Annotated in this window: 6 protein-coding genes and 2 rRNA genes; 2 read left to right on the top strand and 6 right to left on the bottom strand. The window is 67.9% G+C overall.

Annotated features, from left to right (window positions below):
- Positions 1 to 9: 9 nt before the first annotated feature.
- Entirely contained in the window at positions 10 to 426 is a 417-nt protein-coding gene (gene ndk / locus BJ964_RS15970) for a nucleoside-diphosphate kinase (protein ID WP_188121396.1), read from the bottom strand.
- 149 nt (positions 427 to 575) lie between these two features.
- Between ndk and BJ964_RS49520 the strand changes: the two genes are divergently transcribed.
- The gene (locus tag BJ964_RS49520) at positions 576 to 4,094 is read left to right on the top strand and encodes a VOC family protein (RefSeq protein ID WP_229807239.1); all 3,519 of its coding nucleotides are present in this window, start codon (positions 576 to 578) and stop codon (positions 4,092 to 4,094) included.
- A gap of 34 nt (positions 4,095 to 4,128) precedes the next feature.
- Here BJ964_RS49520 and BJ964_RS15960 read toward each other — a convergent pair whose 3' ends face one another.
- The 3 genes from BJ964_RS15960 to BJ964_RS15950 are packed head-to-tail and all read right to left on the bottom strand — an operon-like array spanning position 4,129 to position 8,437.
- Positions 4,129 to 4,488, bottom strand: coding sequence for a DUF4233 domain-containing protein (locus BJ964_RS15960; RefSeq protein WP_188121395.1), 360 nt, complete (start codon positions 4,486 to 4,488; stop codon positions 4,129 to 4,131).
- Complete coding sequence (locus BJ964_RS15955; protein WP_188121394.1) at positions 4,485 to 5,810, bottom strand: bifunctional folylpolyglutamate synthase/dihydrofolate synthase; 1,326 nt, start codon at positions 5,808 to 5,810, stop codon at positions 4,485 to 4,487. Before BJ964_RS15955 ends, BJ964_RS15960 begins: the two co-directional genes overlap by 4 nt.
- Positions 5,807 to 8,437, bottom strand: a complete 2,631-nt coding sequence (locus BJ964_RS15950) for a valine--tRNA ligase (RefSeq protein WP_188121393.1) — start codon at positions 8,435 to 8,437, stop codon at positions 5,807 to 5,809. Before BJ964_RS15950 ends, BJ964_RS15955 begins: the two co-directional genes overlap by 4 nt.
- Positions 8,438 to 8,562: 125 nt before the next feature.
- On the opposite strand from BJ964_RS15950, the gene BJ964_RS15945 reads away from it, so the two are divergent.
- Complete coding sequence (locus BJ964_RS15945; RefSeq protein WP_203832674.1) at positions 8,563 to 9,351, top strand: hypothetical protein; 789 nt, start codon at positions 8,563 to 8,565, stop codon at positions 9,349 to 9,351.
- A 184-nt stretch (positions 9,352 to 9,535) separates the two neighbouring features.
- Here the strand turns inward: BJ964_RS15945 and rrf are convergent.
- Positions 9,536 to 9,652, bottom strand: a 5S ribosomal RNA gene (gene rrf / locus BJ964_RS15940).
- A gap of 100 nt (positions 9,653 to 9,752) precedes the next feature.
- Positions 9,753 to 12,862 (bottom strand): 23S ribosomal RNA (locus BJ964_RS15935).
- Positions 12,863 to 12,978: the final 116 nt, after the last annotated feature.

The raw sequence follows: 12,978 nt of genomic DNA, 5'->3' as shown, positions 1-12,978 counted from the left end.
CTGTCAGATCTAGAACTTCGGGAACCAGAGCGCCAGCTCGCGCTCGGCGCTCTCCGGGGAGTCGGAGGCGTGCACCAGGTTCTCCCGGTTGGAGAGCGCCAGGTCACCACGGATCGTGCCGGCGGCCGCCTTGCGGCCGTCGGTCGCGCCGATCATGGCCCGGACCACCTCGATGACCGAGTCACCGGAGAGGATGAGAGCCGCCAGCGGCCCGCTCGTCATGAAGTCCCTCAGCGGCGGGTAGAACGCCTTGTCCACGTGCTCGGCGTAGTGCGCGTCAGCCAGGGAGCCGTCCATCGTGCGCATCTCCAGCGCCTCGATGACCAGGCCCTTACCCTCGAAACGGGACAGAATCTCACCGAGAAGGCCGCGGCGGACCGCGTCGGGCTTGATCAGGACGAGCGAACGCTCGGTAGGGCTGGACACGCAGTTCCTCCGTTATCACTACAGGCCGACACGCGGGGAGTTCAGCCTATCGGTACCGCGAACGGGGCGAGCGGCGATGTCCGTACTGCCGCACTTTCGCGGACGCACCGCAGGGCCATAACCTGACGGGAACAACCGGGAGGTCCACAGTGGCGAACCAGACCGGCCGGCCAATCGCCCCGGCGCGCAAGCTGGTAGCGGCGATCATGGCCACGCTGGCGGCCTTCGTGATCGTTTACGGGCTCGGCATGCGCAGTGCGGCCGTCGCCTTCTTCGGCGTCGCCGTTCTCGCCATCGCCATAGCGGTCGCTTTCCTCAACGTGGCGCGCCGTGGCGGCCGGGCCACCGTGGCGGGCACCGCCGAGGTGCGGTCGGTCACCGAGCCGCCGCCCGCCGGGGCGTACGGGCGGGCCACCATCGAACTCATCGTGGTGGCGCCCGGCCTGGGCGCCTTCGACGCCACCGTCCGCGAGTCCCGGGTGCCGATCGAGAAGTGGCCGGACCCGGGCACGACCGTCCCGATCACCGTCGACGTCGACGACACCCGCCGCGTCCGCATCAACTGGAAGGACGCCGTCGCCCGCCCCCAGGGCGAGGACCCGCCGCCACCTCCCGCCCCCGCCGACGGCCTCGATCCGGACGATCTCGACGAGGAGCTGCTCGGCTCCGCCGACCCGGCCCCGTGGGAGGGCCGCGAACGCGAGTGGGACGTCGACGCCGAGGACCCGCCACCCCCGCCCGGCCCGCGTGCCTCCTCCGGAGGGTTCGGCCGCCGGAGCGCCACGCCCGTCGTGGTCCGCGACACGCCCGCCGGCACCATCGTCGAGGGCCAGGTCGTCGGCACCGACGAGGAACCTCCACCGCTGCCCCGCCGGGCCCGCCCGTTCGGCCCCGCCGCCGCCACCGCGTCCACAGCCTTCGACGACCCGCCCCGGTCCGGCGCACCCGACCACGCCGAGGACTTCCCCACCCCGTCGTACGACCCGGACCCCGCCCCGTCGTACGACGCCGACCCGGCCCCGTCGTACGACGCCGACCCCACTCCCTCGGCCGGCCCGCGCCCGACCTCAGGCCCCAGCCGCGCCCCATCGGCCGGCCCACGCCCGGCTCCCGGCCCCGGCCCCGCCCCGTCGACCGGCCCACGCCCGGCCCCCGGCCCCAGCCCCGCCGCGTCATTCGCGGGCTCGCCGTCCGGTGCCGCCTTCGCCACCGCGCCCACGGACGCCCCCGGCCGCCCGGTCGGCCCCGATCCCTCCGACCCCTCCGCCGGCGGGCCGGGCCCGGCGAGTGGTCCCCGCACCACGACCGCCTCGGCCTCCACCCGCCCACCCGGCTCCCGCCCGAGCCCGCGCCCCCGGAGCGCCTCCGCCACCGCGACGGTCGAGCGCGACACCCCACCGGCCGCGGCCCGCACCACCACCACGACGGCCGCCACCATGCCCCCACCCCAGCGCACGTCGACCGAGTCGGCTCCCACCCCACCGGCCGGCCTCCACACCGTCGAGGCTCCCGATGCGGACGAGGCCCACCGCACCGAGAGCGACCGGGCCGCCTCCCCGGCGCCCCGCCCCCGCCGGCCCACCGAAGCCGGCAGCGCACCACCTACCCGGGAGAACCGTCACGCCGACCCGGCAGCGGCAACTCCCCAGAGCACTGTCCACCTGGACGAGACCACCCCGGCCGGCCCTTACGCCGATGAGGCCGGCACCCGCCGGAGCAGCACCGAGAAGTCCGGCGCCCACCAGGCCTGGACCGGAACGACGGGCGCACACCGCACCCACGCCGGACCCGAGGCCGATCCAGCCGTCGATCTCGACCTGGAGGACACCGGCCCGGCCGTCGATCTCGACCTGGAGTCCGCCGACCCGGCCGTCGACCTGGACCTGGACGGCCCGCCCACCCGCCCGGCACAATCCGGCGCCGGAACCGCGGCCGCCGCTGCGGCCGGTGCCGCTGCGGCCGGTGCCGCTGCGGCCTCGTCCCGGTCTGCGGCGATTCCGCGCCAGGCATCCCATCGACGATCCGACGACATCGACCCCCCGGCGCGACCCTCCGACCGCGAAGCCGCCCCGGGCATCCCCCGCGAGACCTCGGCCGGGCCAGACGGCTCCGACCGCGTGCGCCACGAGCGTGAAGCCACCGGTCAGCGATCCGCCCCGGAGACCACGGCCACCTCCAGCGCACCGACCGTCCCCGCCGGGCGCCCATCCGCGCAGGCCCCCGAGGACTCGAGGCGGCCACGCCGCGGCTCCGGACCGGTCGATCCGGTCTCGCCCGCCTCACGGACGCCCCGAACCGGCACTCCCCCGCCACCACCCACCGCGTGGAGCCAGGGGTTGAAGCCACCACCGCCACCGGTCCCGCGCCCGGCCGACGCCCCCGCACCGCCCCCGAGGCGCGTACCCCGCCCGAGTCACGCGGCGCCGCCCCCGCCTCAGGCCCGGCCCGCTCCTCAAACGGCCAGGCCGGCCGCGACTCCGCCCGCACCTCAAACGACCACACCCGCGGCACGCCCGGCCACGGCGTCCCCCGCACCTCGAACGGCCACCCCTGTGGCGCGCCCCGCCCGAGCCGAAGTACCGCCCCGGGACCCGTGGGCCGGGCCATCGCAGGCGGCCGCACCCCGCGGCGGCGAACGCTTGTCCGCGCCCACCCCCGGAACACCGGATCGCCCGGCCCCGCGACAGGCCGCACCGAGCGCCCCGCCCCACGACGACCGCTGGGCGCGTCCCACGACCTCCCCGTGGGCGGAGCCGGAGGAGGAACCCACTCCGGTCCCCCCGAACGTCGACGCCCATCCGCTGGGCAGCCGAACCCGGTTCTTCGTGCAGCCGGGCGCCGAGCCGGGCACCCCTTCGACGACCGCCGAGGACGAGCCGGGCACCAGGCCGGGTCCGACCCCGGTGGCGTTCCCGGCACAGCCGCGCCCGGAGCGCGCCACGCCCGCACCGTCCCCGTTGACGACGCCCCCGACCGCCCCGACCCCGGACCGGCCGTTCCCGAGCGCGCCGCCGCCGGCCTCGTATCCGTCCCGCGACCACGTCGACATTCCGCTGGATCTGCCGTTGCGCGGTCACCCAGAGACGCACGCACCCTCGGAGCAGCCCTCGGAGCAGCCCTCGAAGGGCACGTCGGCGCTGCGTGACGGCATCCTGGGAGTGGCGGTGGGCCGCGCGGCCGTCTCACCGCACCCGGAGGACGGCAACCCCTGGGGTGACTTCGCCGGCCGCAGCGAGCCGGACGAGCACGCCGCCGATGTGATCACCGGCTATCCGAGCGCCCGCCCGGGCCCGGCCGGCTCGATCCACGGGGTGGGTATCACCATCCTGGTCACCGACCTGGCGCGCTCGACCGAGTTCTACCGGGACGTGCTCGGCTTCCACGAGATCGACAACGGCGACGGCAGTGCCGTACTGGCGTCCGGTGACACCCGCCTGGTCCTGCGTACGGTGCACAACCTGTCGTCCGACGCGGGCCGCCTGATCTACCTGAATCTGGAGGTCGGCGACATCGAGGCGGTGCACGCCGAGTTGCGGGAGAAGGGCGTCAAGTTCGTCCACTCGCCCCGCCCGGTGAACCGTGGCGACCGCCTGGAGCTGTGGTCGGCGACGTTCCGCGACCCGGACAACCACAACATCGCCATCACCCAGTGGCGGGCCATCCACTGACGGGTGTCACCCGGTCCCTGAACGGGACCGGGTGTCAGCCCAGGATCGTCCGGCGTACGTGCAGCACGTACGCCCACGTCAACCCGAAGATCACCCCGACCGCGGCCAGGGTCCAGTGCAGGAACCCGCCGAGCAGCAGCAGGACCTGGAGCACGGTGCCGCCGGCCCACGCCCAGTTCCGCTTCATGCTGCCGGCCAGCACGATCGCCAGCACGACGAGGACGAGCACCATGATGATCGCCGGGCCGCTACGGTCTCCGGCGATCATCTTCAGGGGCGCCACCATGAGCAGCAGCACGACCGTCTCCAGCACCAGTGTCCCGGCGCCGAGTCCCCGTACCGCTGCTTGGGGGTTCTTGAGCCCGGAGGGCCGTGGCTCTTGCGGGGCGCTCATCGTTTGAGCAGTTTTCGTGCGTCGGCGACGGTGACGACCGATCCGGTGATCAGCACGGCGACGCCGCTGGTCTCACCGGAGGCGTCCTCTTCGGCCAGGAAGACGGCTTCCTCGATGGCGTCGGGCATGGTCGCCGTGACCGTCACCCGGTCCTCACCGAAGACGGCGACCGCGAGCCGGCCCAGTTCTTCGGCGGGCATGGCGCGCGGCGAGCTGTTCTGGGTCACCACGATCTTGGCGGCGACCGGTTCGAGCAGGTCGAGAAGACCGGTGACGTCCTTGTCGCCGAGCACCGACACGACCGCCACCAGGTGCCGGAAGGAGAACTCCTCCTCCAGCGCGGTGACCGTGGCGGCCATCCCGTGCGGGTTGTGCGCGCCGTCGAGCAGGATGGTGGGCGCGCTGCGCACCCGTTCCAGCCGGCCGGGCGAGTCCACCTGGGCGAACCCTTCCCGGACCAGGTCGACCTCGAGCTGCCTGCCGGTGCCGGCACCGAGGAAGGCCTCGACGGCGGCGAGCGCGATCGCGGCGTTCTGCGCCTGGTGGGCGCCGAAGAGCGGCAGGAAGATCTCGTCGTAGACGCCGCCGAGCCCCTGGAGGGTGAGCACCTGCCCGCCGACCGCCTGGTTCCGCTCGACCACCCCGAACTCGCTGCCTTCCCGGGCGAGGGTGGCCTGCATGTCGGCGCACCGTTCGAGGATGGGCCGCATGGCCTCCTCGGTCTGGAGCGCGGTGATCACGGTGGCGCCCTGGTGGATGATGCCCACCTTGTGCCAGGCGATGTCCTCGATCGTGTCGCCGAGCCACTCGGTGTGGTCGAGCCCGATCGGGGTGAGTACGCACACGCCCGCGTCGATGACGTTGGTGGCGTCCTCCTCGCCGCCGAGCCCCACTTCGACGACCGCGATGTCCACCGGCGCGTCGGCGAATGCCGCGTATGCCATGGCCGTCGTCATGTCGAAGTAGGTGAGCGGCTCCGCGTGACGCGCGTCGACGAGCTCGGCCAGCGGCGCCACCTCGCCGAACGTGGCGACGAGCCGCTCCTCCGACACCGGCTCCCCGTCGAGGCTGATCCGTTCCCGGACGCTCTCCAGGTGCGGGCTGGTGTAGCGGCCGGTGTGCAGCCCGTGTGCCCGCAGCAGCGCGTCGATCATCCGCGCCGTGCTGGTCTTGCCGTTGGTCCCGGTCAGGTGGATCGCCGGGTACGCCCGCTGTGGGCTGCCCAGCACGTCCATCAGGTCCCGGATCTTCTGCATGTCGAAGGCCATCCGGGTGAAGCCGCGCTTGTCCAGCGCGGCCTCGACCTCTGCGAACTCGCTCATGCTGCCGGCAACGACGAGAGGGCGGCGGCGATCCGGACCAGATCGGCCTCGGCGGCCGTGAGCCGGTCCTTGATCTTCGCGACCACGGCTTCCGGGGCCTTGCCGATGAAGGCCTCGTTGCCGAGCTTGGCCCGGCACTGGGTGGCCTCCTTCTCGGCGGCCGCCCGGTCCTTCTCCAGCCGGGCCCGTTCGGCGGCCACGTCGATGGCGCCCCGGGTGTCCAGGTCGACGGTGATGCCGCCGGTCACCGCGAGGGTGGCGGTGGTGGCGAAGTCGGCGCCGGGCGCGTCGAGACGGGCCAGCGAACGGATCAGCGGCTCGTGCGCGTCGATGCCGACGTTGCCCAGGCCGGTGAGCGCGGCGGTGACCCGCTGGCTCGGCTTGAGCCCCTGGTCGGAACGGAACCGCCGGACCTCGGTGACCACCTTCTGGAGGGCGGCCAGCTCTTCCTCGGCGGCGTCGTCGACGAGCGCCTGGTCGGCTGACGGCCACGCCGCCTTCATCACCGTCTCGCCGCCGGTGAGCGCGATCCACAGCTCCTCGGTGACGAACGGGATGACCGGGTGCAGCAGACGCAACAGCTGGTCGAGCACGTGCCCGAGCACGCGCTGCGTCACGGCGCTGCCCTGGGCCAGCACCGGCTTGCTCAGCTCCAGGTACCAGTCACACACGTCGTCCCACGCGAAGTGGTAGAGCGCGTCACAGACCTTCGCGTACTCGTAGGCCGCGAAGTAACCGTCCACTTCCGCGGTCACGTGCTGAAGGCGGGAGAGGATCCACTTGTCGATCGCGGACAGTTCGGACGGCGAAGGGAGGTCGCCCGAAACCGACGCGCCGTTCATCATGGCGAACCGGGTCGCGTTCCACAGCTTGTTGCAGAAGTTGCGGGAGCCCTGGCACCACTCCTCGCTGACCGGCACGTCGGAGCCGGGGTTGGCGCCGCGGGCCAGCGTGAAGCGGGTGGCGTCGGCGCCGTACCGGTCGATCCAGTCGAGCGGGTCGACCACGTTGCCGAACGACTTCGACATCTTCTTGCCGAACTGGTCGCGCACCATGCCGTGCAGGTTCACCACGTCGAACGGCTGGCGGCCGTCCATCGCGTAGAGACCGAACATCATCATCCGGGCGACCCAGAAGAAGAGGATGTCGTAGCCGGTCACCAGCACGCTGGTCGGGTAGAACTTCTCCAGGTCGGCGGTCTGCTCCGGCCAGCCCAGCGTGGAGAACGGCCACAGGCCCGAGGAGAACCAGGTGTCGAGGACGTCCTCGTCCTGCTTCCAGCCCTCGCCGGTGGGCGGCTGCTCGTCCGGTCCGACGCAGACGACCTCGCCGTCCGGCCCGTACCAGACCGGGATCCGGTGGCCCCACCACAGCTGCCGGGAGATGCACCAGTCGTGCATGTTGTCGACCCAGGCGAAGTACCGCTTGGACAGCTCCGCCGGCTCGATCTTGACCCGGCCGTCACGAACCGCGTCCCCGGCCGCCTTGGCCAGCGGCTTCGTGTTGACGAACCACTGCAGCGACAGGCGCGGCTCCACCGTGGTCTTGCACCGCGAACAGTGCCCCACCGAGTGCAGGTAGGGCCGCTTCTCCACGACGATCCGGCCCTGCGCCCGCAGCGCCGCGACGATCGCCGGACGGGCCTCATAACGATCAAGACCTTCAAACGGCCCGGGTACGGTGATGATCGCCCGCTCGTCCATGATCGCCGGACTGGGCAGACCGTGCCGCTGCCCGATCTCGAAGTCGTTGGGGTCGTGGGCCGGGGTCACCTTGACGGCGCCGGTGCCGAACGACGGGTCGACGTGCTCGTCCGCCACGATCGGGATGCGCCGCCCGGTCAGCGGCAGCTCGACCTCGGTGCCGACCAGATGCTTGTACCGCTCGTCGTCGGGGTGCACGGCCACCGCGGTGTCACCGAGCATCGTCTCGGCACGGGTGGTGGCGACGACGATCGAGTTCTCGCCCTCGCCGTACCGGATCGAGACCAGCTCGCCCTCGTCCTCGGTGTGCTCCACCTCGATGTCGCTGAGCGCGGTGAGGCAGCGCGGGCACCAGTTGATGATCCGGTTGGCCCGGTAGATCAGCTCGTCGTCGTACAGCCGCTTGAAGATCGTCTGAACGGCGCGGGAGAGGCCCTCGTCCATGGTGAACCGCTCGCGCGACCAGTCGACGGAGTCGCCGAGCCGCCGCATCTGCCCGAGGATGGCGCCACCGGACTCGGCCTTCCACTCCCAGACCCGCTCGACGAACTTCTCCCGGCCCAGATCGTGCCGGGACAGCTGCTGCGCGGCGAGCTGCCGCTCCACCACGTTCTGCGTGGCGATGCCGGCGTGGTCCATGCCGGGCAGCCACAGCACCTCGTAGCCCTGCATCCGCTTGAGCCGGACCAGGGTGTCCTGAATCGTGTGGTCGAGGGCGTGCCCCACGTGCAGGGACCCGGTCACGTTCGGCGGCGGGATCACGATCGTGAACGGCGGCTTGTCACTCTTCGGGTCCGCCGTGAAGTAACCCTCCGATACCCACCGCTCGTACCGCCGCTGCTCTACCTCGCCCGGCTGGTACTGGGCGGAGAGGCCACCGGTGGGCCGGCTGTCGGGAGTACGGGGTTCGGTCTCATCGGTCACCCGACAAGTCTACGGATCCCCGCCCACCGACCCGAATTCGCACCTCCTCCGAAGGACCCCGGCACCCCGGGTGATCGGCCCGTCCGCCGCCCGCGGCGCTGGCCACCACCGGATAGGCTCGCCTGATGTCGGACCGCGGTCAGCACACACCCCCTCCCGCCTCCCCCGAGCAGCCGGAGCCCGCGCCCGCTCCGGAGGCCCCCGCGGACCAGCCCATTTCCGAACCCGGCACCCCTCCATCACCCGCGCCCGCCGACACCCCGCTGGAACTGAGCGCAACCCCCGACGACCCCGACAGTGACAACGCGTTCGGTCTGACCGCTGCGGAGAGCGACGACACCGACCGCCCCACGAAGCCGCGCAGCAGGACACGCACGATCGTCCTGGCGAGCCTGCTCGCGGTGACGGTCGCCGGCGCCGGCACCATGGCCGTCTTCGGCTGGCGGATCAACTCCCAGCGGAACACCACGCTCGCCACACCGACCAGCATCGGCTCGCTCACCCTCGACGACAGCGAGGAGGCCGCCGCGACCGCCGACTACCTGCAGACCGCTCTCTCCGCGGAGATCCCGATGACCAAGGCGGTGGGCGCCGTCTACACCGGGGCCGACAAGAAGAGCGTCCTGTTCTTCGGCGGCACCTCGCTGTTCTGGTCCCCCAGCTCCGAACTGGGCACCGCTTTCGACCTGGTGGGCGACGACCAGGGCGCGGTCACCGGGATCAGCGACGTGGAGGCCGGCGATCTGGGCGGCACCATGAAATGCGGAGTGACCCATTCCTCCGAGGGCGACCTGACGGTCTGCGGATGGGCCGACCACGGCAGCCTGGCCCTGGCCATGTTCCCGAACCGCACCCCGGCCGAAGCCGCTCCCCTGATGCTCCAGATCCGTTCCGCCACCCAAACCCGAAGCTAAAGAAGACCCATTTCCGGTACGAAAGTCCCCGCCCTCAAACGCACCACCCCCGTTCCGGGAGGTCGCCGCGAGGCGCTGCACCGTCCCAGCCGTGCAGCGCCCGCCGGGCGTGAGCCTTCCGTCACCGAAAAAGGGCAAAAAGAAAGGCCCACCCCGTCTGGGGTGGGCCTTTCTATCACGTTGAGTCCGGCGGCGTCCTACTCTCCCACACCCTCCCGAGTGCAGTACCATCGGCGCTGGAGGGCTTAGCTACCGGGTTCGGAATGTAACCGGGCGTTTCCCCTCCGCTATGACCACCGAAACAGCCATCAGCGTGGAACAAACCAGCAACCCAAGACTTCTCCCGGGGTGGTTGTTCGTTTGCTGTGAATCACACAGTGGACGCAAGTAAAATGTTTAGGGTGGTTAAGCCCTCGGCCTATTAGTACCGGTCAACTCAACACGTTACCGTGCTTACATCTCCGGCCTATCAACCCAGTAGTCTAGCTGGGAGCCTTACCCACTCAAAGGTGGTGGGATACCTCATCTCGAAGCAGGCTTCCCGCTTAGATGCTTTCAGCGGTTATCCCTTCCGAACGTAGCCAACCAGCCATGCTCCTGGCGGAACAACTGGCACACCAGAGGTTCGTCCGTCCCGGTCCTCTCGTACTAGGGACAGCCCTTCTCAAGTATCCAACGCGCACGGCGGATAGGGACCGAACTGTCTCACGACGTTCTAAACCCAGCTCGCGTACCGCTTTAATGGGCGAACAGCCCAACCCTTGGGACCTGCTACAGCCCCAGGATGCGACGAGCCGACATCGAGGTGCCAAACCATCCCGTCGATATGGACTCTTGGGGAAGATCAGCCTGTTATCCCCGGGGTACCTTTTATCCGTTGAGCGACACCGCTTCCACACGCAAGTGCCGGATCACTAGTCCCGACTTTCGTCCCTGCTCGACCCGTCAGTCTCACAGTCAAGCTCCCTTGTGCACTTACACTCAACACCTGATTGCCAACCAGGCTGAGGGAACCTTTGGGCGCCTCCGTTACCCTTTAGGAGGCAACCGCCCCAGTTAAACTACCCACCAGACACTGTCCCTCGACCCGATCAGGGCCGCAAGTTAGATACCCAAACCCAACAGAGTGGTATTTCAACAATGACTCCACCCGAACTGGCGTCCGAGCTTCACAGTCTCCCACCTATCCTACACAATTAAATTCAGATACCAATGTCAAGCTATAGTAAAGGTCCCGGGGTCTTTCCGTCCTGCCGCGCGTAACGAGCATCTTTACTCGTACTGCAATTTCGCCGGGCCTGTGGTTGAGACAGTGGGGAAGTCGTTACGCCATTCGTGCAGGTCGGAACTTACCCGACAAGGAATTTCGCTACCTTAGGATGGTTATAGTTACCACCGCCGTTTACTGGCGCTTAAGTTCTCCGCTTCGCCCCGAAGAGCTAACAGGTCCCCTTAACGTTCCAGCACCGGGCAGGCGTCAGTCCATATACATCGTCTTACGACTTGGCATGGACCTGTGTTTTTAGTAAACAGTCGCTTCCCCCTGCTCTCTGCGGCCATACCACGCTCCACCCGCAAGGGGCTTCACGCGTCCGGCCCCCCTTCTCCCTAAGTTACGGGGGCAATTTGCCGAGTTCCTTAACCACAGTTCACCCGTCGCCTCGGTATTCTCTACCTGACCACCTGTGTCGGTTTGGGGTACGGGCCGCTCAGAACATCGCTAGAGGCTTTTCTCGGCAGCATAGGATCAATGACTTCACCAGAACGGCTCGGCATCACGTCTCAGACTATATGCACCGCGGATTTGCCTACGGTACGTCCTACACGCTTACCCCGGCACAACCACCGGCCGGGATCATCTACCTTCCTGCGTCACCCCATCGCTAAACTACTACCCACCAAGTTCCTAGTCTCCATGCTTTTTGGTCCGAAGACCGCCGGCACTTCAAGTAGTTAGTACAGTGAGGTTCGTCTTGGGCGCTCTTTTGCGGGTACGGGAATATCAACCCGTTATCCATCGACTACGCCTCTCGGCCTCGCCTTAGGCCCCGACTCACCCAGGGCGGATTAGCCTGGCCCTGGAACCCTTGGTCATCCGGCGGAAGGGGTTCTCACCCTTCATTCGCTACTCATGCCTGCATTCTCACTCGTGTAGCGTCCACGGCTGGATCACTCCGCCGCTTCACCCGCAACACGACGCTCCCCTACCCATCAACACGCCTGGATCATGATCCGAAAACCATGACCGAGCAAAGTGTCAATGCCACAGCTTCGGCGGTGTGCTTGAGCCCCGCTACATTGTCGGCGCGGAACCACTTGACCAGTGAGCTATTACGCACTCTTTAAAGGGTGGCTGCTTCTAAGCCAACCTCCTGGTTGTCCATGCGATCCCACATCCTTTTCCACTTAGCACACGCTTAGGGGCCTTAGCTGGCGATCTGGGCTGTTTCCCTCTCGACTACGAAGCTTATCCCCCGCAGTCTCACTGCCGCGCTCTCACTTACCGGCATTCGGAGTTTGGCTGATTTCAGTAAGCTTGTGGGCCCCCTAGACCATCCAGTGCTCTACCTCCGGCAAGAAACACGCGACGCTGCACCTAAATGCATTTCGGGGAGAACCAGCTATCACGGAGTTTGATTGGCCTTTCACCCCTAACCACAGGTCATCCCCCAACTTTTCAACGTTGGTGGGTTCGGTCCTCCACGCGGTCTTACCCACGCTTCAACCTGCCCATGGCTAGATCACTCCGCTTCGGGTCTAGAGCATGCGACTAAAAACGCCCTATTAAGACTCGCTTTCGCTACGGCTTCCCCACACGGGTTAACCTCGCCACATGCCACTAACTCGCAGGCTCATTCTTCAAAAGGCACGCCATCACCCCGAAAGGCTCTGACGGATTGTAGGCGAACGGTTTCAGGTACTATTTCACTCCCCTCCCGGGGTACTTTTCACCATTCCCTCACGGTACTTGTCCGCTATCGGTCACCAGGAAGTATTCAGCCTTACCAGGTGGTCCTGGCAGATTCACAGCAGATTCTAGGAGTCCGCTGCTACTCGGGAACACCACAAAGAGGTCATACACTTTCGTCTACCGGGCTCTCACCGTCTACGGCCGACTTTCCCACGTCGTTCGACTAGCATAAGACTTTGTAACTCTTCGACTGTCTGTCAGAACAATCAAGTGGGTCCCACAACCCCTCACGTGCAACGCCTGACAGCTATCACACACGCAAGGTTTAGGCTACATCCGCTTTCGCTCGCCACTACTCACGGAATCACGGTTGTTTTCTCTTCCTACGGGTACTGAGATGTTTCACTTCCCCGCGTTCCCCTCACATGCCCTATGAATTCAGGCATGGATGACACGACATGACTCGTGCCAGGTTTCCCCATTCGGACATCCTGGGATCACAGCTAGGTTGGCAGCTCCCCCAGGCCTATCGCGGCCTCCTACGTCCTTCATCGGCTCCTGGTGCCAAGGCATCCACCGTTCGCCCTTGACAACTTAACCACAGAAAACAAGATGCTCGCGTCCACTGTGCAATTCTCAACCAACGACCAACCCACAACCCGCTCAGCCCAACACCAGCACCACACTCATGTGACCGGTATGAAGGGCCAGGCTGT

This window comes from Actinoplanes lobatus (assembly GCF_014205215.1).
Taxonomy (GTDB): Bacteria; Actinomycetota; Actinomycetes; order Mycobacteriales; family Micromonosporaceae; genus Actinoplanes; species Actinoplanes lobatus.
Note: the sequence above shows the minus strand (reverse complement) of the source record. Positions and strands in the feature narration are given on the sequence as shown.

Coding starts and splice junctions, on each gene's coding strand:
- BJ964_RS15960 (WP_188121395.1), bottom strand. CDS start 4,488: ATGAGCGCCCCGCAAGAGCCACGGCCCTCCGGGCTCAAGAACCCCCAA.
- BJ964_RS15955 (WP_188121394.1), bottom strand. CDS start 5,810: ATGAGCGAGTTCGCAGAGGTCGAGGCCGCGCTGGACAAGCGCGGCTTC.
- BJ964_RS15945 (WP_203832674.1), top strand. CDS start 8,563: ATGTCGGACCGCGGTCAGCACACACCCCCTCCCGCCTCCCCCGAGCAG.